We start from the raw sequence: 22,706 nt of genomic DNA on the forward strand, positions 1-22,706 counted from the left end.
AAATCCTGGATTATTCGGTTTCATCGGTACTGCCGATATTGACCTGGCTGGTCATTCGCTCTCTGACGGCCTCCGGGATATCCGGCTCCACGGCAGGTTTCTCATCACGTACCGCAGTGTCGATTATACGCTCCTCATCTTCGTCATTGAAACGTACCGAGAGGACTTTCGAGATACCGGGCTGTTCCATGGTAATACCATACAGGATATCGGCCGCCTCCATGGTGATTTTGTTATGGGTGATGATAATAAACTGGGTTTGCTCGGAGAAGGTGCGGATAATTCTTAAAAACCGATGGATGTTGGCATCATCCAGCGGGGCATCGATTTCATCCAGAATACAAAACGGCGACGGTTTCGCCAGATATATGGAGAAAAGAAGAGAGATTGCGGTCAGAGCTTTCTCGCCACCCGACATCTGGGCAATCGAAAGCAGTTTCTTGCCTCGGGGGCGGGCGGTGATTTCAATCGGCGATTCGAGCGGATCCTCGATATCCACCAGGTTGATATCAGCCTCGCCGCCGGTAAAGAGCTCCTCGAAAACCTCTTTGAAATTCTGCCGCACTTTTTCGAAGGTTTCCATAAACAACCGTTTGGCAGTCTGGTTGATTTTCGAGATAGTCGACTGGAGAGTCGATTTGGCACTCAGCAGGTCTTCCATCTGAGTGGTCAGGAATTCCTGGCGTTCCCGGGCGGTATCATATTCCTCCAGGGCCAGTAAATTGACTCCGCCGAAATCTTTTAATCGTTCCTTTAACTCCTGCATCCGTGCCGGATGTTCTTCGACCGGGACATTGGGATCAGGCGGCTCAGCCGTAATTTCTTCGAGATCAAGATCATATTCTTCTTGAATTTTCTGCCGGACATTCTTCGCCTCCGAATCGATTTCAGTCATCCTGATTTCGATATCATGAAGATTATTGCCGGCTTCTTCGCGTGATTGCCGCGTGGTTTTAATTTCCCTTTCGCGATTATCAATCTGTTCCTGAAGTGCCGAGTACTCGTCACGGATCTTGTTCTGGCGCTCGGATATTTCGGACCGGGCGTCGAAAGCCGCCTTCAGGTTGATTTCCAGTTCATTGATTTTGTCGCCGACATCCCGGGTATCGGATTCGACCCGAACAATCTCGTCGGATTTATCGCGGGAATTGCTGTCGATTTCAAAAACCAATTCATTGGTATGTTTGATCTGGCTCTGCAATTGCTGTTTCTTGCTTTTAAGTTCGATCTGCCGAATCTGGAGATTGGAATAACTCGCCTCGGCTTCATCGGATCCGGTTTCAAGAATTTTGATCCGTTTATCCTGCTCCTGAAGCTCGGCGGTAATATTGTCTTTTTCCCGGGCCAGTTGATCGTAATTCAAATCCAGGCTGTACTGCCGATTCTGCAGTGATTCCAGCTTGACCGCGAGTTCTTTCCGATCCCTTGCAATCCGGTGCATTTCGCCGGCCGTCATCTCGATTTCATATTTTCTGGCGGTTATTTCGCGCTCGCTTTTTTCGATTTCCTCCCGCAGAGATTCCAGACGATTGTGTATATCTCCTAATTCCGCCTGGCGGGCGCCCACCGATGAGGTTATCCGGTTGCGCGATTCCCGCTCGATATTCAACTTATCTCGGAGATCATTTATAAGTTGCTCCTGCTCCCGGATTTTTTCTTTACGGCCAAGTAAAGATACACCCTCACGCGATCCGCCCGAGACAACAGCTTTCCCCTGGAATTGTTTCCCTTCAGGCGTCACCAATGTGAAAAAGGGCGGAAGCTGAGCCATGATACGTTCGGCGGCTTCGGCCTGAACCAGAGCAATCCGGGAGAGTATCAATTTTGCCAGCGGTTTGAAATCGTCCGGGGTCGCCACATAATCATCAGCCCAGCCGATAAATCCCTCATCATGCAAATGGGGCCTGGTCGGGGGATTCTCGGAATCCGCCATCTCGGCTATAAGAAGACCAGCTTTGCCTTTCTTTTCGTTTCTCAGGTAGGCAATGATATCCTCGGCGGTCGTCCGATCATGGCAGATCATAAATTCAGCCAGTTCCCCCAGAGCGGTTTCGACAGCTTCTTCAAAACCCGGCCGGGGAGTAAAATTATCGGCCACGGTTCCCACCAGCCCCGGCCATCGTTCCCGAATATCCATGACCGCCACGACTCCGGAACCGTAACCCTCGTACTGAGTTACCATTTCCTTGAGGAGATGACATCGGGCCTCGGCGGCCTCGAGAGAAGCGGTTAGATCGAAAATATTCCCCGAGACCTCTTCTGCCTGTTCGTTCAGGGTAACGACAGTCTCTTCCAGTTCAGTCCGTTCCGACTGGAGAGTGATCATTTTTTCTCTGAGAGAAGTCAGTTCCGTTTCCAGTGCTGATCGGCTATCAACCAGGCCATTTCTCCTGTTATTCAATTCCTCGGTGCGAATGTCATAATTGGCCAGACCGGAATCAATTTCGGACTTCTGCTCCTTGAGGTTAGAATCATCGCTGCGTCCTGCCGTCAACTGGTTTTCGACCGCCATCAGTTTTTTGTGGATTTCATCGCGATCGCGTCGGGCCGCGAGAAGTTCCTCATCGACAGATGATAGACTGACCCGGGCATTTTCCGTTTCGCGGTCGGTTCGGGCCAGTTCCTCATCAAGTGAAACCAGATTTTTTTCTATTTCATCGATTTGTTCATACAAAATGCTTTTGCGTTTTTTGAAGGCCTCGATATCAAGCAGATTTTTTTCGCGAGTTTGCCGGGCATGATCACGTCTTTCCCGAAGCTGGGTGATTTCCATCTCAACGGCATGGGCCTCCTCGGATTTAATATAGATTTCATTGCCGGCTTCGGTCAGCAGGCGGTCGATATCGGTCAACCGCTTACGGTCTTCTTCCTGAATGGCGGACAGGCGGTCGATATCGGTATCAGCCTTGATTTTGATATCGGAGGCCTGATCGCGCTTTATCAATAACTCATGCCGTTCCCGGGCCAGTTGTGTCAGGTTGTTTTTACTTAAGAATATCTCCCAGGCTTTCAATTCCTCGGACAGGCTTTTGTATCGCTGGGCTTTATTCATCTGTCGTTTGAGGGCGTTGACCTGACTGTTGACCTCGGCCACAATATCTTTCAGACGAAGCAGATCGCCCTCGGTAGCATCGAGTTTCCGCAGAGCCGCTTTCTTGCGATTCTTATACTTGGAAATCCCGGCCGCTTCCTCGAAAAGAAAACGCCGTTCATCGGCTTTATCCGAAAGAATGGCCTCAATCATATCCTGCTGGATAACCGAATATATATGCGAACCCATGCCGGTATCCATAAGTAACTCCTGGATGTCTTTCAACCGGCAGGGGACCTTGTTCAACAGGTACTCGGATTCACCGGAGCGAAAAAGGCGGCGGGTGATCTGAACTTCGTTATACTCGGTGGGTAGAACCCCTTTATTATTCTGGACAACCAGGGTCACTTCGGCCATGCCAAGCGGTTTGACATCGCGGGTACCGTTGAAAATTATTTCTTCCATCTTGGTTCCGCGGAGCAGAGACACTTTCTGCTCGCCCAGAACCCAGCGAATGGAGTCGAGAATATTGGTTTTGCCGCAACCGTTAGGGCCGACGATGGATGTGACTCCGGGTGTGAATTTGATGATTGTTTTATCCGGAAATGATTTAAAACCCAGCAATTCCAATCTTTTCAGGTACACGTTTCCTCCGGAAAATTAATTCGCACTTGTATCGATTCCAGCAGATGCAGGATTTTTTAATTTATCGATAGTGGAGATGATTGATCGGTATATATTTTTCTCATCTCGAATAAACTTGGTTTTGATCTCGATATTGTAATACGGAGCGCCGAGACTGTTTCCCTTGCCAACCTTAATGGCTTTGGGGAATTCCAGAAGAACTGATTGCACAAAGGAATTGGGAGCCAAATTCAAATCGAGAATCAGGTCATACTTATTCTCCCGGAGCAGGGCGATATATTTTTTGCTGGCCAGACCGTTCCAGCCGACATGGTCGGTGGACGGGGTCATAATGCGATAACCTTTACGCGGGAAGATATCATATACGGTGCTCCCCGGCGAGGCCATCAGATAAATTTCGGATTCAGCAAAGGTTTTTGAAAGGTCGGGCAAAAATTGTTTGATCATGGTCAATTCGCGCTGACCCGGCGGCAGACAGATGAGAATGTTTTTTAACCGGCGTAGATCATCGGGAAGGGATATCGGCGCTGATTGATAATGACGGCGTTTCATCCGTAATTTCATCCCGGCCGATAGTCTTTTCAGTCTCTTCAACACCTATTCCTCTAACTGCAGATAATAATTTTTCTGATTTTCGCGGCTGATCATAACATCCTTGATCGGCCGACCACGGGGAGAGAGAGGACGAAGCAACTGACCGTTCAGAGTCAGTTGAACACCATTGGGATTTCCCAGAGAAATAAGGAATACCTCGGCCGCACGCACGGTACGCGTCATCCCGGAATCGAGATTATCCTCGAGCACGATATTTCCATCAGCGACAACTTGAACCCAGCTCAGTTCATTTACCATGATTCCCATCTTAAGGGAATCCGGCTGATGGTTAACCGTCAGCTTCGGGATAACCGAATCGGTTTTAACCTTTGATTCCATCGAATCGATCGGCAAACCGGTTGTCACGATAGAGTCGGATGCGGCCGATTCGATTTGCAAGGCATCTCCGGTGGTAACGGATGGTGTCTCATTCACATCTCCTTTTTTACCGCCGGTTCGGGATAAAATCAGGACAACCACAAAAATAACCACCACCACCGCCGCCAGCCAGAGACCGATTTTGTAAAGGGGGGTTTCTCCATAAGGCCTTTCCGGCCCGGCGGTAGATGATACCGGCGATGTTTCCCCGTTTTTATCGCCCTCCGGTTTTTCTTCAGCAGTATCCATGCTTTCCAGCAGTTCATCCGGATCAAGTCCCAGTTCACGGGCGTAGGATCGAACGAACAGGTTATAATATATTTTGGTATTGGAAGGCAACTCATCGATCTGCCCGGCTTCAATGGCCAGGAGATATCGTTCAGCGATTTTCAGAACTTCGGCCAGTTGTTCGATTTCACGATTCTGCTCTTCTCTTGTCTTTTTTAGAAGAGCGCCGATTTCTTTAATGTCCAATACCATATAAGCCCTTTTTAACAGCCATCTTAGCCGCCAGATTATCCAACAAATCACGGGGCAGACCGATTACATTATCAATATTTCCGATAACCCTGTCAACCAAAAAAACGCCCTGTTCCTGTATCCCGTAGGATCCGGCTTTATCGAGAGGCTCTCCTGTCGCCACATAATTCCGTATGGCTTCCGGGGAAACATCCCGAAAATAGACGTCGGATAGTTCATAAGCGCTTTCTTCATTTCCATCCCTGTCAACCAAGGCCACCCCGGAACAAACGGTATGCTTCTGCCCGGAAAGACGGTTTAACATCCGGAAAGCCTCATCGGGTGATGACGGTTTTCCCAAAATATGTCCTTCAAGAACCACCAGGGTATCACATCCCAGAGCGATTTCATCGGATCCCATCCGGTCGAGAATAGCCTGAGCTTTTTTTAAGGCCAGAAGGGTGGCCAGTTCATGGGGATCGATATGAGCATTGTTGTCTTCGTGAATATCGGGAATTATCTGGCGGTAGGTAATCCCGATTTCATCAAGCAGAAAAATCCGGCGGGGTGAACCGGAGGCCAGGACCAAGCAATAATGATCCAGCAGATGGGCAAGATTTTTATATTTCCCGATCATCAAGCAGTATTGTCACCGGACCGTTGTTGATCAGGCTGATATCCATTTTGGCACCGAAAATGCCCCTTTCGACGGTCAGTCCCGATTTTTCAAACTCATCCAGCAAGAGGTTGTATAAATGCTCCGCCGGCTCGGGGGGCAAACTGTTGGTGAAGCTCGGACGACGTCCCTTGCGGCAATCGGCATACAGCGTAAATTGCGAGATCACCAGAAGTTGTCCGCCGACATCCTGAAGCGAGCGGTTCATCTTCCCCTGTTCATCTTCAAACACCCTCAGGTTAAGGCACTTATCCGCCAGCCGTGGAATAGCCACTTCGTCATCACCGGCGCGAAAACCGGCCAGAATCAAAAATCCGTGACCAATTTCGCCCACAATTCGATTATCCACCGTTACTGAGGCGCGGTTGACTCTTTGTAATAGCAAACGCATATCCTTAACAATACGTGAATATATGGTATATACTATATTAAGGAAAGGGGTAAAAATCTTTTAATTAATGATTGCATTTAGGGGGTAAAAATCTTATCAATCATTTTACTCAGGAATAATCCAGGATGGAGAATATGAAATTATCAATAGGGATAGATATTGGATCGGTATCGGTTAAAATAGCCGTTCTGAACCAGACCGGCCGTATTTTAAAGACTATATACCGGCGTTTTCACGGCCGACCGTACCAGACGCTTAAAGAAATACTCGATACTCAATTTACCGAATTTACCGGTCAACCGGTACGACTGGGGTTTACCGGAATCGGGGCCAAAACCGGCGCCAATATCCTGGGCGGAAAATGTTTTGGAGAAATAAATGCTATCAGTACTGCCTCATTTACTCTTACCCCCGAAGTGGTTACCATTATCGAAATGGGTGGGGAAGATTCGAAATTCATCCAGATTGATCCGCATAAAAAAGTCGTTATTGATTTCAGCATGAATAATCTATGCGCGGCCGGAACCGGGTCGTTTCTCGATCAGCAGGCCGGGCGTTTGAAAATTTCCATCGAGAACGAGTTCGGTCGACTGGCCCTGAAATCAAAAAATCCCCCGAGGATTGCCGGTCGTTGCTCGGTTTTTGCCAAATCGGACATGATCCATTTGCAACAAATTGCCACTCCCGATTATGATATCGTGGCCGGTTTGTGTTTCGCCGTGGCTCGTAATTTTAAGGGAGCCATTGCCCGAGGTAAGAAATTCATCCCCCCGGCGGCCTTTGTCGGAGGTGTAGCGGCTAATCCGGGGGTTATTCGGGCTTTTACCGAAATTCTGGAATTCGAGCCGGGGCAATTGATTATCCCTGATTTGTTCAATGTCATGGGAGCGGTCGGGACAGCCTTGCTGGTTCGGGAATCAGCAGATTCGGAAATGGTTCTGATTGATACCGGAAAAATAGCAGGCTATTTGAAATACCGTGGGGTCCCTTCGGCCGGACGGGAAAGGTTGACCTTTGATTATCCGGCATCCAAACATTATGATATTACCAATAAAAAATACAGCCGTGAATTCGATAATCTTGACGTTTATCTGGGAATTGATATCGGTTCGCTGTCAACCAATCTGGTTTTGATTGACCAGGATAAGAATGTGGTGGCCCGGCGTTATTTGATGACCGAGGGGAGGCCGATTGAAGCGGTCCGGCGCGGATTGGCGGAAATCGGCGAGGAAGTCGGCACCAGAGTAAATATTTTGGGAGTGGGAACAACCGGCTCGGGTCGATATTTGATCGGTGACTTCGTCGGGGCCGATACTATAAAAAACGAAATTACGGCGCAAGCCACTGCGGCCATCAATATCGATCCAACCGTAGATACTATCTTTGAAATCGGGGGGCAGGATTCCAAGTACATCTCGCTCAACAACAAAACCGTTATTGATTTCGAGATGAATAAGGCCTGCGCCGCCGGAACCGGGTCATTTCTCCAGGAGCAGGCGGAAAAACTGGAAATTAATATCGAACGGGAATTCGGGGACCGAGCCCTGGCGGCCGAATGCCCGGTGGGATGCGGCGAAAGGTGCACGGTCTTTATGGAATCGGATCTGGTCAGCCATCAGCGGGCCGGAGCCGGTACCGATGATTTGATAGCCGGGTTGGCTTATTCCATTGCCTCCAATTACCTGACCAAGGTGGTGGGGGATCGCCGGATAGGGAACAATATTTTTTTCCAGGGAGGAGTCGCCTGGAATAAAGGCGTTGTGGCGGCCTTTGAAAAACTGACCGGGAAAAACGTCACCGTCCCGCCGCATCATGATGTCACCGGAGCTATCGGGGCGGCCATTTTGGCAATGGAAGTTGATAACGGGCAAAGTCGTTCGAAATTCAAGGGCTTCGATCTTTCCAAACGGCAGTACAGCCTCAGCAGTTTCACCTGCGAAGATTGCTCTAACATGTGCGAAATCCATAAGGTTGATGTGGAGGGCGAGGAGCCGCTGTATTACGGGAGTCGGTGCGAGAAATACGATGTCGCCAGAAGGGAAAGCCCGGTTAAATTACCCGATTATGCCAATTTGCGTCAGCAATATCTCATGAAACGTTATATTAAAGTCGATCCGAATAAATTAAACCGTGGTCGGGTGGGAATACCGAGAGTATTGCATTTCTTCGAGTATTACCCGTACTGGAAGGCGTTTTTTGAAACGCTCGGTTATGAAGTCGTCAACTCCGATCTTTCCAATCATGAGATTGTCGAAAATGCGCTTGAGAAATTCGCCGCCGAAACCTGTTTTCCGGTCAAGATGGCCTTTGGGCATGTCGAGAACCTGATTAAAAAACAGGTTGACTATATTTTCCTGCCGGGAATTATCAGATTTACCGACAACAAGGATGACGATTATGGCAGCTATATCTGTCCCTATGTCCAGTCGATATCAAATACTGTCGGGACGAAATTCGATTTCGACACGCCGGGCATCAGGTTTATCGGCTTCCCAATCAGCATTCTTCGTGATATTCCCAAGATGCTCAATCAATTACGACCATTAATTAAAGCAATGGGTTTACCTGACAAGGATGTTCGAACGGCTGTCATTAATGGTATGAAAGCTTATGACAGTTACCGTGATAATTTGCTTTCCAAGGGAAAGGAAATTCTGGATTCGATAGAGAAGGATGAGAAATGTATTATCATTGTCAGCCGGCCGTATAACGGTTTCGACCGAAGACTGTCGCTCGAAATCCCATCCAAAATCCGCAAGATGGGGATCAGGACAATTCCGATGGATTTTCTGCCGTTGGATCTGGGGACCGAGGATCTGGCCACCATGTACTGGTTGTATGGAAGAAAAATTCAATCGGCGGCCAATTTTATCCGCCGTCATCGCAATCTTTACGCCGTTTATATTACTTCCTTTGCCTGCGGACCGGATTCGTTTATTTCCCATTTCTTCCGCCGCCAGATGGCTGGAAAACCTTATTTACAGCTTGAGGTTGACGAACATTCGGCCGATGCCGGCATGATTACCCGGATTGAGGCCTTTCTTGACTCCTTGCGCTTTTATGAATACAAACCCCCGGTAACGGAATTCTCCCCGGCCAATAAGAAATTCACGCCTGAGGAAAAAGTCGTCTATATCCCCAACATGTGCGACCATGCCTACGCTGTTCGGGCCGCACTGGCACGATGCGGGGTCAGGGCGGAGGTAATGGAGGAGCCCGATGAGGAAAGCCTTGTTTACGGTAAGAAATTTACTTCCGGCAAGGAATGTTTTCCCTGTGTTGTAACTACCGGTGACATGATAAAGAAGATCCATTCCCAAGATTTCAATCGTGACCGGGCGGTCTTTTTTATGCCGGGGGCCGACGGCCCCTGCCGGTTTGGCCAGTATCGCCAGTTTCATCGCATTGTCCTTGATGAACTTGGGTACCACGATGTTCCTATCTATTCGCCCAGCTCGGAGAATTCTTATGCCGATTTCGGCTTAAAAGGAACCGATTTTCGAAAGATAAGCTGGAGAGGGGTTCTGTTCGTTGATTGCCTGATAAAGTGTCTTCTTCGTACCAGACCCTATGAAAGACAGGCCGGTGAATCCAACCGCGTCTATGATATATATCTGAAACAACTCGATGATTACATTCTTCATGATGAAGATATTCGGCAATTGTCCGAGAAGGCGGCCCTGGCTTTCAGCCGAATTGAATGTGATTCCATTAAAAGACCGGTGGTTGGACTGGTAGGTGAAATTTATTTGCGAAACAATCGGTTTTCCAACAATCATCTGATCGAGAAAATTGAAAAACTCGGCCTGGAAGTCCGCCTGGCCACTTTTACCGAGTGGGTCAATTCGACCACGTACACCTACAAACTCGATTCCATTGCCGATAAAAGCCTTAAAAAAATCGCCAGCGCCTACCTGCAGGAAATTTACCAGCATCGCGAGGAAACCCGGATCGAGAATAAATTTCGCAAATATATACCTATTGATTCGGAACCGCATATCGCGGAAATTGTCCGGATGGCTTCGCCATACCTGCCGGTTGCCATCAGGGGAGAAGCGGTTCTCTCGATCGGCAAAGCTATCGATTTCCGCCGCCGCGGGGCTTCGGGAATCATCAATTGCATGCCATTTAACTGCATGCCGGGAACAATCGTTACCTCACTCTCAAGTAAAATATCGCATGACCTGGGTGATGTCCCCTGGCTTAATATCAGTTATGAGGGTCTTCAGGATACGGGCGAGGAAACCCGGCTGGAGGCTTTCGTCGACCAGGTCAAAAATTGCCGCCTGATAAACCTGGAAAGAATCTGACAGCGTGAACCATATCGAGTACAGCAACCTCGCCCGGGAACAAATAAAGGCTTAATTTGTTTTTTATAATCAGTTAATATTACAATGATGAAGGAGTATAGTTATGAGTAAACCGGTAGAGATCAGCGACGGTACCTTTGAATCGGAAGTATTGAAATCAAGTGTTCCGGTTATTGTCGATTTCTGGGCCCCCTGGTGCGGACCATGCAAAATGATAGCCCCGATACTTGAGGAGCTGGCCTCAGAACATGATGGTAAGCTAAAGATAGCCAAAATGGATGTTGATAAAAACACTCAGATCGCCAGTCAGTTCAGGATTATGTCGATCCCGTCGTTGCTCTTCTTTAAAAACGGAAAACTGGTGGACCAGGTGGTGGGGGCCCTACCCAAGGCACAGCTGACCGGTTATGTGGAGAAAGTGCTGGGTTGATTTATGCCTGTTTACGGCCCCGAGGGTAACGGCTGGAAAAATCCATCGGCTGAAAAAATCCGGGAATTACTGGAAAAGGCCCGGACGGTAGCGGTTGTGGGTTTATCATCGCGGCTCGGCCGACCCAGTCTCGGAGTCGCCCAATATCTTCAAACCCGCGGATATCGGATTATCCCGGTCAATCCGCGGGAGGAAACCATTCTGGGTGAAAAATCCTATCCCGATTTAAAGTCGATTCCCGATAAAATCGATATTGTCGATGTTTTCCGACGGTCCCGCGAGGCTTATGACATTGTCGAACAGGCCATTGAGATCGGAGTCGGGGCGGTCTGGTTGCAGGAGTCGGTGGTATCACCGGAGGCCTTTAAAAAAGGAGATGAGGCCGGTTTGATAATGGTAATGGACAGGTGTATGTACAAAGAGCATCGGCATTTGTTACCGGGATAGAATCGGGTGATAAATGGATTTGTACGATCTTGCCTTTTTAATACTCCTCCTGGTTATCTGGTTTGTTCTGGTCAGAATTATTCTGCCCCAAATGGGTGTTCATACGTGAATCGGGCCATCCTGCGATGTCCAGTTGGACAAAAATAAGACCAGCCAGTCGGAATCATCCTCCAAATCGGGGACATCACAAAATGGTTCCGGTCTTTAAGCTAAGTATTGACTTTGGCTTCGACACTCCTTAAATATATAGTTTAGAGCGAAAAAGCATTTGCCGATAGGTTGAATAATGAGGCCGTATAATGCGCAATTCGGCGGACCGGGGTCCCTTCGGATCGGACCCGGAACAATCAGTCCGGTAATAAAATATCTGCTGATTATCAACACCGCCCTGTTTGTAATTGAATACCTTTTTCGCGTTGATCTGTCAGGCGTTTTCGGGCTGGTTCCATCGCGGTTTTTCCCCGATTTTCCCAATACCATTTACCAGCCGCTGACATACATGTTTCTCCATGCGAATTTTATTCACCTGTTTTTCAACATGTTTGTTCTGTGGATGTTCGGAACGGAGATCGAACGCACCTGGGGTTCGAAATCGTTTTTGAAATTCTATATATACTGCGGTCTTGGCGGGGCACTGCTGTCGCTTATTTTTCAGTCCGGGGGAGGAGGCTATTCCAATGTCAGCGGGATACCGGTTCCGATTCGAATAATCGGCGCCTCGGGAGCCATATATGGTGTTCTCACGGCCTACTGGTTGATGTTTCCCAGGCGTATTCTGCTGTTGTTTTTTTTCCTTCCCATGCAGGTTAAATGGGCGATTCCGCTTTTATTCGTGCTTAATTTTCTCGCGGCCGGGCCCAATGTGGCTCACCTGGCCCATCTGGGCGGGGCGCTGGTCGGATTTGCCTATTTGAAACTGGATTGGCGTCTGCATAGGCCGATACACTGGTTAAGAAATATTAAAAACCGTCGCAAGGAAGCCAGACTGAATAAAAACCGCAAAGAGGCCGAAGAAATAATGTCCCGGGTGGACCGAATTCTTGATAAAATTAATGAAGTCGGGATCGAAAATATATCCAGGGAAGACAGGAAATTTCTGGAAGACGCCAGCCAGATTCTGTCGAAGAAGGATAAATAGACAAAAGTAAGGCGGGATTATGCGTAAAAAAATACTTATTGCCGAAAAATCGGACGCCATCAGGAGTATTGCGGAATCGTTACTGCATCAGAACGGTTATGACGTTGTGTCCGCCAGCGGTGTTGTCAAAGCAAAGGAACTGATCGTAACATCCCGGCCAAATATGGTTATAATCGGGGCCGATTTGAAGGATGATCAGGGTCAGTATCTATACGACTCGATCGAAGAAAACGAGCAAACCGCTTCGATTCCTTTACTGCTGATTGCCGATCCCGACGGACGGCAGTTATCCTATCCCGAGGAGGTCATTCTGCCGCGCCCTTTCGATCCCAAGGACTTCATGGATAAGGTTCGGCTTTTTGTCGGGGGAGGATTGGAAAATGACGCTGATCGCGTGACGACCGCTTCCCCCTTCACGGATAATGCCGTCGATGAGGAGTTTCTGGATTCGGCTCTCGGGATCGATAGAATCGAAGTCGAAAACTCCGAAGTCATGGATAAAACAACCCAGGTAAAAATACCCAAGGCGGCAATAAAAAAGGATTCCAATAGTGATTATGGTATTCATCAGCCGGAAATTGAAGGTAAAGATACCGGAGACAGTGACAGGGTCGAATCCCTGATGATCAGGGATGACAGTCAACCGGTCAAACAGAAAAAGGATGAATCTCTCAATGAAGATAATTCATCCTCGGCTAGACTCGAAATTGCCTCCGACCAATATGGCCTTTTAAATCCCGATGCAGAACCGGAAATCGAACCGATTATCAAGCCCAACAAACCGCCTGAGAATCATGATTACGACTGGTTTTTAAAAGAGATGCAGAAAGATGTCGCCCCTCCCGATCCGATCGATAAAAGCGTCTCGGATCAGGATCAAAAAATAGAATCGCGGCCGACCAGCGATGCCATTGAACCGATAAATCCTCCGGGATTCAAGAAGACCGACGATTCTGAAAAATCTGAAGCATTTATAAACCCGGGGGGGGTCGAGCAATTCATTTCGAAATTCAAAGAAGAGATCGAGCATATAGCATCGGAATCATCATCCGGGCGGAAGAATCAACCTCATCAGGGTAAGGCGGCAACTGTGGTAAACCATCAGGTATCTCCGGACCGGACTGCCGAATCGCCATCGATAAATCTGGATCCCGATGATGTCCGGCATTTTATGACGCATCTGGTACAGATCCTCTCTGAAAAACTGGCTAAGCAGATTGTCGACAAACTCGACCAGGACGAAATTTATGCCATGATTAAAGATGATCTGGTGCAGTTGCTGATGGAAAACAAGTCCGAGATCAAATAGCCGGATAATCTCAGGATAGATAAAACAGAAATATTTTGCCGAATTACCTGATTTTCCTCATTTCAGCTACCATATCTTCCGGTTCGACTACGCCCTGCAGAGTACGTTTTATGTTACCGCCGGAATCAAGAAGCAGAACGGTCGGAAGGGAGTAATGTTTCAATCCGAATCGGTCCATAAATTCCCTTGAAATATCCGAACCGGCTGTTTCCAGTTGAATCCTTAGTGGATAAAACCGTTCCATTTCGGTCACAACAGCGGGATGTGCGAAGGTTTTCTTATCGAGAACACGGCAATTGGCGCACCAGGTGGCCCAGGTATCGATCAGAACCGGACGGCCTTCCTCACGGGCCCGGACCAGTCCCGATTCCAGGTCGGTTCTCCAATCAATCGATTTCTCGCTATTGGTATGGGCTATCCCGGACGATGGAATCCGGTCAGATAACTTTGATGACATGAAGCCGTGATTTATCATGACCCCCAGCAACAGGTACAACCCGAAAATAAAAGCCAGCAACCCAAGAAGTTTTTTGAGTCGCGGAAGGAATTTATCTTCACTGCCGAGCCGGTCGAAACCGCCGCCGAAAACGGAATAGACAATTAAAAGCAGGCCCATCAGAATGGTATAAATTTCGCCAGAAATGATGGTCCTTAAGAAATAAAGAGCCATCACCAGCAGGACAAATCCGAAAAACTTCTTGACCGATTCCATCCACATCCCGGCTCCCGGCAGGGCACTGATGGCCGAAGAGAATGTCCCGATGATTAAATAAAGTGTTCCCAATCCGATGGCAAAAATAAACAGCACCAGAAAGCCGAATACCGGTGAACCATAGGTGGCGATATAGAGCAGGATACCGGCCACGAAAGGACCGACACAGGGTGAAACCACCAGGGCGGCGATAATGCCGAGAACGATCGACCCGCCGACCCCGCCTCCAGTCTGTCTGGCGCCCAGTCTCTGCCGCAGGGAAGAGGGAACCTGAAGTTCGAAAAGCCCGAACATTGACAGCGCGAAAATCACAAAGACCGCGACAATTCCGATTACCACCGGAGGGCTGGCCAGCCAGGCGCCGAAAACACCTCCGACCAGAGAGACGATCAGTCCCATCAAACCGTACATTATCGCCATTGAGCCCACATAAAACAGCGACAGAATGAAACCGCGTCCCAGACTGCGATTCTGTCCGGCAAAAACCGAAACCGTAATCGGTATCATCGGGTAAGTACAGGGCGAAAAAGAAAGCAATACCCCGGTCAGATAAGCCAATCCGAGAGCAAGGAAATAACCCCAGAATCCAAAGTTGCGGATCAGGCTTTCCAGTGTTGATTCGGTTTCGGGATTCTTTTGAACCTCATTAGCGGTCAGGTATTCCTCACCGCCGGTAATATTATTCTCGACCTGTCCGAAGATATCGGGACTCAAAATTCGTCCTCCGGAACCAACCGTTACCATAAGATCGACCGCCTCGGTTTGGGGAGCGCGGCATTCACGATCATTACAGGCCTGATAGGTGAATCGAAGCGGCAGTATATAGTCACCCGATGTTGCCTCGGGAGATGTCGAAACTGAGAAACGGATAATGACATCGCCGTCGAAAACCGCCATTTTCTCGCCGAGTAAATCTATATCGGAAGCGGCCGGAAATTGAATGTCTTGCGGTATTAATTCCGAAAGAGTATCAATCTCCAGATTCGCCGGAATAAGGTAATCCTGGAGCGGTCGGTCGGAATTAATATGCCAGCCGGGAGAAACGGTCACTTTCAGGGCGGCGTCACAGGTATTCCCGGGTTCGACGGCGGATCGCGAAATAACCGGCGCCATATGAACCAGGTCGACCTCCTCGGACATTTCGAAAGTTTGCAATCCAGTGGACCATGCCTGACCCGCAAACGAAAAGGCCAGTATCATCAACAAGAAAGCGGTTAAGAACCTATTCGTATTTTCCGGTCGAATCCGATTTTTCATAGCCCTGGTATTTTATCCTCCTGTAAATAGTTTAATAAGCTACATGACCCGACTATATTTGTCAAGTTTTTTGCCCTGACGGAAGGATGGTTCGCCGCACGATTCATTATATTTTATGTTACTTCCACACCCTAATCTATTCCGGAATGATTAATAATATTAATTAAATCGTTATAATTGGCTGATATTTAAAGGCGCACGGAAGAGAGAAAAAAATAGCGTTGCATCTATTGACGGGACAGCCGCCTCAACTTATATTGGCCGAAAAGAAATTTATAAAAATGCAGCCAAATAGTGATGCCAAAAAATAATAAGAATGATGCGGTTCTTGCCATCTGCGTGCAGGAAGTCAAGGAAGATGGTTCGGAATTAAATATCGGCAATTCGATAAGTCCAACCGATCTTGATTTCCTTCATCAGGCTTTTCTGGCCGATACCATAGTCAACGCCCTGGGCCTGACCAACCTTGATTTTCACTTGTTTTACGCTGATCTGCCAAACACCAAAAAGGCGGTGGCCACGATCCTGAAATATCTGGGTAAACGACTCAAAGGCAAGAAAGCGCGCCTGCTGAAAGAGGATTTGGCAGTCACATCTCTTCCTGCCGAACGCTGGGGCGTGAAAATGGAATCAGTCTTCTGTCGTTGCCTTGACAACGGCTATAATCATGTCCTGTTCATTGGAAGCCGCACCCCGACTTTAAAACCATCGATGCTCAAGACGGCCCTGAAGCTGCTTAAAAAATCCGATGCTGTTTTCGGACCGACCGTGGAAGGACGTTATTATCTGCTGGGAATGACCAACAAGTGCCATGTGCCGATGTCTTCATTCGATTGGAAATCGCCCAATATCTATTCCGAGGTCGCCAGCTATTTCCGCGAAAAAGGATTGTCATGGTCAGAACTGGAGTTGTGGTACGCCGTCGAGCATCCCGAGGATGTCGAGTACCTGGTTCGCGATATCAATCAGTACCGCCTCGAGGGTGACGAGGAGTCGGCCAAGGAAACCGAACTGGTGCTTCAGAGAATTCTTAACCGATAGGGTGATCCATGGAGAGAGAATATCAAAAACTGACCTGGAAAAATATCCGTGATCTGGTGCCGGATAAAATCGACACCGTAATTTTGCCGATCGGGACGGTGGAGGCCCACGGAGCCGCGGCCCTGGGAACCGATAATTACATTCCCGAATCGATAGCCGCCTATCTGGCTGAAAAAATAAACGCCCTGATTGTTCCCACGCTTAATTACGGGATCACCAAATCGCTCTATGGTTATCCCGGTTCCATGACGGTAAGAACCGAGAATTTCGAAAACTTCGTGGCTGATATTTTAAAATCACTTTACGATGTCGGCTTTCGGAAGGTCATCATCATGAACGGTCACGGCGGCAACAATGCCTCGCTTAAAAAAGCCGCTCACGATTTCTTTTATAATTACCGCGTCAAGACGGCCGTCATCCACTGGTGGGAACTGTGCGAGGAGGCCGTGAAGGAAATCTACGGAGAAGACGGGGGCCATGCCGCCAACAACGAAACGGCCATGGTTCAGGCTATCGATGAAGCGCTGGCCGACAAGACGCTGTACGATGACAATATGCCCTATTTTTACCGATCCGGCGCCGATATCTATCCCGTTCCAGGTTCTATATTGCTATACACCAAAGGCGAAGGTTTACCCGATTTCGATCCCGATCGGGCCCAAAAATATCAGCAACTGGTTTTTCGGCAGGTCGAGGAATTCGTTAAGATGATACTTTCCCGCTGGGAAAAGATATAAAAAAGGCGGTCATCTCAGGCCGCCTTCGCTACTCTGAAATAATTTATCCAAAATATCAGAATCGGTAAGCTCCGGTGATATAGATTCGCCTTAACGAGGCATCCTCGGAAAAAGCGATATCATTGTCGAAATAATCACCAATATCTCCCTGCGGCGTCAAAATAATATCACTCGTATAACCGGCCGAAACATACGCTACATCGATCATGAGTACCTGATCGACCAGGAAACCGAGTCCAAAGGTGAATCCGTCGCGCCGCCCGGGATCATAGGTTGCATCATTCTCGTATGGCAGGGGAACATTAAAATAACCCGCTCGAAGTGACAGGCCCATTTCAGGGAAAGTATATTCACCACCCAGCCGGAAGCTCAGGGTCTCCCGGTAGAAGCGGTTGAAAAGGTCGTTATCCTGCTCCATGGCTGAATTGTCGCCGTACGATAATTGGGTCCAGTCGATATATTTGAGATCGAGAAACAGGCTGGTATTATTTAGTCGGGTGATCAGCCCGGTGGCAAACGTGAACGGTCGTTTGATATCGTATTCGACTGTTTCGTAATAACCGGGGTCAGCGTAATTGACACTGTATGAACCGTTGTTTTCAACATTGAAACTGACCGGTGATTCCACCGTTATTCCCAGGCCCACATATCGCGATAACTGCATGGCCAGACCGACCCTGGCGCCCAGTCCGAGATATTTATCCTCGATTATTTCCTGCTCCTGCCTTAAAACGGTGCCCGAGGAATACACCTCGTATTCCGAATTCGATTCATGGCGGCCATGATAGAAGGATAAGGAACCGCCGAAAGAAATCCGCGGTGAGAGATCAATTCCCAATCCCGCCGACCATTCATAAAGGCCGCCCGATTCCAAAACCTCAAGAGCCATTTCGTAATCTTCCTGGTAGTCAAAGGTGGTCAGCCGGTCGAAATCGGCAACACGGGCCACCCCGAAACCGAAAACCAGAGAGCCGCGATAAGTCGGGTAGGGTACGGTCAGGACGGCGGAATTCAAACGGGTATTGGTTTTATCATCTTTGGCGGAAAATACGGGTGCCGATGATAACCCAAAGGCACTGGTTATACCCTCATCGGTAAATTTCTGATATGACAGGCCCAGATTGAGTTCGATTCTGGGAATACGGGCCAGGTTAGCCGGATTATAGTACAATGCCATCCCATCCATCGACATGATTCCGACCCCGCCCATAGCCATCTGGCGGGCGCCGTAGCCGTACAAGTTTTCCGCGATGACTTCCCTTGGATAATTAAATATTCCTGCCCCGGCCAGTTCCGGGAAAACAGCCATAAATGCCGCAATTAATAAAACGATTTTTTTCATTTCTTCCGCCACCCCCCGGTCGTGCTTTGGGATTTCCCGTCATCCTGTTTTTCATCTTTGGTTTTGGTTTCGGTTTCACCGCTGTCGCTCTTGGTGGTTTTTTCTTTGGCACTGCTGGAAGCACTGCCCGATGATGATGACGATGAAGATGATGAACCCCGGGTAATGCTCGTTGTTCCACTGCCGCTATTCGGTTGCCACCCGGCATCAATACGATTGGCTTTTTGCCCGTGGGAAGAACGCGGCGAGCCGTCGGCATCATACTCGTTACCATCATTATAATATTCATATTCCCACCACCAGGGCGTGGCATAATAATGCCCCCAGCGTGGGTAAAGACTCCAGTAGCCGGGATAATAATAATGGCTGTAACCGTAATATTCGTTATAGCCTTCATCTTCGCCGTATTGCTCCTGGCCGCTGGGAATCTCTTCGGTCGGCCTCAGAACTGTGTAGCATCCGGAAGATAAAAACATTATAACGACAACGGATATAAGTAGTAAGGCATATTTAAGCATGTTATCATTCACCTCGGTTTCCTTTTAAAAGAACTCTATGTAAGTAAAACGTAATTCCCGTCCAAAAGTAGTCGCATCCTGTTTTCGATTCTGAAGCAGATCATTGAACAACAACTCCAGCTCCAGGTTGTCGGAATACATCCATTTTATACCGACATTCAAATATCCCCGGCCACGGGCGTAATTCTGAGAGGCACGGTCATCGTTTAGGGCCATATCATATTCGAAAGCCATGGCGATATTATTATTAAACCGCGTATCCAGCCCGAAAAACACCGTCGGTTCCTTATCATTATCAACATCATTTTCAAGTGAATAGTTCACGCCAACATGCCCCCCGGCGGTCAAATAGGAAGTCATAAAATTACGACTGATAACGGCGAAAAAACCTTTTGACTTATAGGTATAACGTTCCCGGTCTTCCAGATAGGCCCCGTAACCCTGCGAATTATACCCAACCGCAACCGCAGGCAGCAGATAATTCTCATCAATAATCCGGAGTCGGATATTAAACTCGATTCCAGGATTACTGTCGGCCGAGTAATCCGATATAATTTTTTCAGCTCCATATGACATTCCCACCATCAGCCGGTTTGAAAGCCCGATGGCGGTTTCTCCCAGCATTCCGCCGCCGTTATAAACCCGCATGACGATATGAAAGCATCCCCTCGGAAGCGTTCCCGCCGTCGCCGCATTGATCAGATATCGCGGCGGCATCTCATAAAGAGAGCGAGCCGCTTCATCGGTCCTAAAATAAGTCTGCTGGGCATTGACCCGGGTTCCGCCCATTCCCAGAAAGGCGGCAATTATGATAAACATGCTTATGGCTCTGGTCATCAAATCCTCCATGATTAAACCTGCCTTGTTACTTTACCGGCGATAATAGCGGTCAAACCCGTTCGGGTCAACATAAAATTAAGCAGTTCAATCACTACCGAATTTATAGCAATTTTCATACCTGCCGCGGATGGGGCTCAACACATTGATTACCGGGGACTTGTGATTGATACTCAGGATCCGGCGCACAATTATTGGGCCGGATGACCGGGTCATGCACTTTTACTATTCAGATAAACCTTTGATTTGATTACCGGTTGCGGGCTTCAATATAATCGAGGAACATTTTTTTCAACTCAAGAGTGAGGGGTCCGACTCTGAATTTATATGTCTTTTCGGCTTTAATCGAAATAACGGGAATAATTAATTTAAGAGATGATGTTACGAAGACCTCATCGGCTTTAAGGAGATCATTTAGTTTTATATTACGAATGCGGCAGGGGATATTCCGGTGTTCGGCCATTTCAATAATGTGTTTGCGTGTCATTCCGTCCAGGCACCCGGCTTCCAGCGGAGTGGTGAACAGTATTCCGTTTTTAACCCAAAAGATATTGGCCGAAGTTGTCTCGGCCACGTTTCCCGATCGGTTGAGAAGGATACCGTCATCGAATCGAGAGCTATAGGCCTTCTTGCGCGAGGTCATTTCGATGATAAAGGAAAGGGTTTTAACATTGCGGAAGGGCGAATCCTGATCAACCTGATAGGGCGAGACGGTAAGGCGAAATGGCTGAATCGGAAAACTGTATTCGGTGACAATAATCAGTATTCGCGGTTTGGACTTTTTCCCGGCCCAGAAAGCCGAATCACCGGCTGTCAATGTCACCCGGATTTTCTTGATCGGGGCAGTGTTTTTCTTATTGGCGGCCATTATCCAGCGGCGAATCCTATCCCGGGAGCAGGGGAGAGCCAGGCGAATCAGCCTGGCGCCTCTTTCCAGCCGGTCAAGATGATCTTCGATAAAGATGACATTATCGCCGATGGCCGCAAAAGTCTCGAAAAGCCCATCGGCGTAAAACAGGGAATTGTCAAAAATGGATATACGGGCTCTTTTTTTTGGGATCGATTGACCGTTTATAGAGCAGTTAATTTTCATCACGGAGTAATATATATTGTTTCAATGAGTCGGACAATCAATAATATTTGCCTGTGTATTGACACCATCGGCCCGGCCAATATATTGGCGGCAATATGATTGAATTTCTGAAACTGGTTGTGATTTTCACGGTGATTGTGGTCGGATTGCGGCGGAAAATCTTTGTCGGCTATCTTCTTTTCGGGGCCGGAATTCTGACCGCGATATTATATGGGGCGGCCTTTGATGAAATTCTCCGGGCCTATACTCATCTGCTGATTTCGACTGATTTTCTGGCTCTTTATGCCATAATTATTCTGATCACTTTTCTTGGCCGGTTCCTGAGAGAAATCGGGTATCTGGATCGTCTGGTTAAAGCCAGCGAGGAGATTATCGGCGGCGCCCGAACCGCTTCGGCCGTATTGCCGGCCATGATCGGTTTGATGCCGATGCCGGGCGGGGCGCTTTTATCGGCCCCGCTGATCGGTCGAGTTCTAAAAGATAAGAAATATTCCCCGGAGTTTAAAACGGTCGTCAATTACTGGTCCCGCCATGTGATTGAGTTCTGCTGGCCGGTTTACCCCGGATTGATTCTCTCGGCGACCATTACCTCTCTCCCGGTGGGGACTGTCTCGCTCTTGCAGATGCCCATGACTCTGATTATGATCCTGATCGGAATAGTCTTTTTCATCCGTAAAATAGACCCCAGTAACGGCCCCGGGGGGAAATTGATAAAGCCGCTATTTAGTATATTGGTAAATATCTGGCCAATTATTCTGGCCATCTTAATCCATGCCATTTTTGAAATAAAACTGGTTTTCTGCGTATTGATAGCCCTGATATTGCTGTTATTAATCGAGCGGCCAACTCCGGCCAGACTTCTCCCGGTGGCCAAAGAGGCCTTTTCGCCGCGATTGCTGGTCCTGGTTTACGGGGTACTCTCATTTAAGGCCGCGCTGGAGGTCACCGGAGCGGTGGGATCAATTCCGAAATTGACCGCCGAACTGGGATTGTCTCCGCAGATTATGATTATCCTGGTGTCGTTCCTGTCTGGATTACTAACAGGTATTCTGTTTGCTCTCATAGGCTTAGCCTACCCGCTTCTGGCCGCATTTCTATACCAGCCGGATATTAATCTGGCCAATATTTTTCTGGCTTTTGTTTCCGGCTATGTGGGTATGATTTTCTCGCCGACCCATTTTTGCCTGATTTTAACCAATGAACATTTTAAATCTCATCTGGGCAAGGTCTATCGGTTATTGACCCCGCCCCTTCTGCTACTTTTCCTGACCGCTGTTTTTTTATACCTGATCGGGTATCCCTGGCATATTTTTTGATTACTTATATTGTTGAATAGTTGCCTGAGCCAACTAAAAAATGAT

General features: G+C 48.2%; 18 protein-coding genes. 8 read left to right on the forward strand and 10 right to left on the reverse strand.

Annotated features, from left to right (window positions below):
* Positions 1-10: 10 nt before the first annotated feature.
* The 5 genes from smc to JXQ28_09170 are packed head-to-tail and all read right to left on the reverse strand — an operon-like array spanning position 11 to position 6,174.
* On the reverse strand, positions 11-3,676 hold the full coding sequence (smc, locus tag JXQ28_09150; protein ID MBN2277899.1) for a chromosome segregation protein SMC: 3,666 nt from the start codon (positions 3,674-3,676) through the stop codon (positions 11-13).
* A 15-nt stretch (positions 3,677-3,691) separates the two neighbouring features.
* Positions 3,692-4,273 (reverse strand): hypothetical protein, encoded by a 582-nt coding sequence (locus tag JXQ28_09155; GenBank protein ID MBN2277900.1) that lies wholly within the window; start codon positions 4,271-4,273, stop codon positions 3,692-3,694.
* Positions 4,274-5,128, reverse strand: a complete 855-nt coding sequence (locus JXQ28_09160; protein ID MBN2277901.1) for a helix-turn-helix domain-containing protein — start codon at positions 5,126-5,128, stop codon at positions 4,274-4,276.
* On the reverse strand, positions 5,112-5,744 hold the full coding sequence (maf, locus tag JXQ28_09165; GenBank protein ID MBN2277902.1) for a septum formation protein Maf: 633 nt from the start codon (positions 5,742-5,744) through the stop codon (positions 5,112-5,114). Before maf ends, JXQ28_09160 begins: the two co-directional genes overlap by 17 nt.
* Positions 5,728-6,174, reverse strand: coding sequence for a D-tyrosyl-tRNA(Tyr) deacylase (locus JXQ28_09170; protein MBN2277903.1), 447 nt, complete (start codon positions 6,172-6,174; stop codon positions 5,728-5,730). Before JXQ28_09170 ends, maf begins: the two co-directional genes overlap by 17 nt.
* Before the next feature lie 134 nt (positions 6,175-6,308).
* Between JXQ28_09170 and JXQ28_09175 the strand changes: the two genes are divergently transcribed.
* The 5 genes from JXQ28_09175 (at position 6,309) to JXQ28_09195 (ending at position 13,808) form a co-directional block, all read left to right on the forward strand.
* Positions 6,309-10,484: a CoA activase gene (locus JXQ28_09175; GenBank protein ID MBN2277904.1), complete on the forward strand. Its 4,176-nt coding sequence runs from the start codon at positions 6,309-6,311 to the stop codon at positions 10,482-10,484.
* Between the two features lie 103 nt (positions 10,485-10,587).
* Positions 10,588-10,914 carry a thioredoxin gene (gene trxA / locus JXQ28_09180; protein ID MBN2277905.1) on the forward strand — a complete coding sequence of 109 codons (327 nt, stop codon included), beginning with the start codon at positions 10,588-10,590 and terminating at the stop codon, positions 10,912-10,914.
* 3 nt (positions 10,915-10,917) lie between these two features.
* Complete coding sequence (locus JXQ28_09185; protein MBN2277906.1) at positions 10,918-11,361, forward strand: CoA-binding protein; 444 nt, start codon at positions 10,918-10,920, stop codon at positions 11,359-11,361.
* Positions 11,362-11,647: 286 nt separating this feature from the next.
* The gene (locus JXQ28_09190; GenBank protein ID MBN2277907.1) at positions 11,648-12,499 is read left to right on the forward strand and encodes a rhomboid family intramembrane serine protease; all 852 of its coding nucleotides are present in this window, start codon (positions 11,648-11,650) and stop codon (positions 12,497-12,499) included.
* A 19-nt stretch (positions 12,500-12,518) separates the two neighbouring features.
* Entirely contained in the window at positions 12,519-13,808 is a 1,290-nt protein-coding gene (locus JXQ28_09195) for a hypothetical protein (protein ID MBN2277908.1), read from the forward strand.
* Between the two features lie 43 nt (positions 13,809-13,851).
* Here the strand turns inward: JXQ28_09195 and JXQ28_09200 are convergent, their stop codons facing one another.
* Positions 13,852-15,633, reverse strand: a complete 1,782-nt coding sequence (locus JXQ28_09200) for a thioredoxin family protein (GenBank protein MBN2277909.1) — start codon at positions 15,631-15,633, stop codon at positions 13,852-13,854.
* 441 nt (positions 15,634-16,074) lie between these two features.
* Between JXQ28_09200 and JXQ28_09205 the strand changes: the two genes are divergently transcribed.
* On the forward strand, positions 16,075-16,818 hold the full coding sequence (locus tag JXQ28_09205) for a DUF2064 domain-containing protein (GenBank protein ID MBN2277910.1): 744 nt from the start codon (positions 16,075-16,077) through the stop codon (positions 16,816-16,818).
* Between the two features lie 8 nt (positions 16,819-16,826).
* Positions 16,827-17,555, forward strand: a complete 729-nt coding sequence (locus tag JXQ28_09210; protein MBN2277911.1) for a creatininase family protein — start codon at positions 16,827-16,829, stop codon at positions 17,553-17,555.
* 55 nt (positions 17,556-17,610) lie between these two features.
* Here JXQ28_09210 and JXQ28_09215 read toward each other — a convergent pair whose 3' ends face one another.
* The 4 genes from JXQ28_09215 to JXQ28_09230 all read right to left on the reverse strand — a co-directional run bounded on the left by JXQ28_09215 (position 17,611) and on the right by JXQ28_09230 (position 21,348).
* Positions 17,611-18,897: an outer membrane protein transport protein gene (locus tag JXQ28_09215; GenBank protein MBN2277912.1), complete on the reverse strand. Its 1,287-nt coding sequence runs from the start codon at positions 18,895-18,897 to the stop codon at positions 17,611-17,613.
* Positions 18,894-19,427 (reverse strand): hypothetical protein, encoded by a 534-nt coding sequence (locus JXQ28_09220; GenBank protein MBN2277913.1) that lies wholly within the window; start codon positions 19,425-19,427, stop codon positions 18,894-18,896. The genes JXQ28_09215 and JXQ28_09220 overlap by 4 nt, the downstream gene beginning before the upstream one ends.
* A gap of 12 nt (positions 19,428-19,439) precedes the next feature.
* Positions 19,440-20,252, reverse strand: coding sequence for a hypothetical protein (locus tag JXQ28_09225; protein ID MBN2277914.1), 813 nt, complete (start codon positions 20,250-20,252; stop codon positions 19,440-19,442).
* 250 nt (positions 20,253-20,502) lie between these two features.
* Entirely contained in the window at positions 20,503-21,348 is an 846-nt protein-coding gene (locus JXQ28_09230) for an aminotransferase class IV family protein (GenBank protein MBN2277915.1), read from the reverse strand.
* 92 nt (positions 21,349-21,440) lie between these two features.
* Here JXQ28_09230 and JXQ28_09235 point away from each other — a divergent pair, with 92 nt between their 5' ends.
* Entirely contained in the window at positions 21,441-22,661 is a 1,221-nt protein-coding gene (locus JXQ28_09235; protein MBN2277916.1) for a DUF401 family protein, read from the forward strand.
* Positions 22,662-22,706 lie beyond the last annotated feature (45 nt).

The organism is Candidatus Zixiibacteriota bacterium (assembly GCA_016933955.1).
In the GTDB taxonomy this organism is placed as follows: Bacteria; Zixibacteria; MSB-5A5; order GN15; family PGXB01; genus JAFGTT01.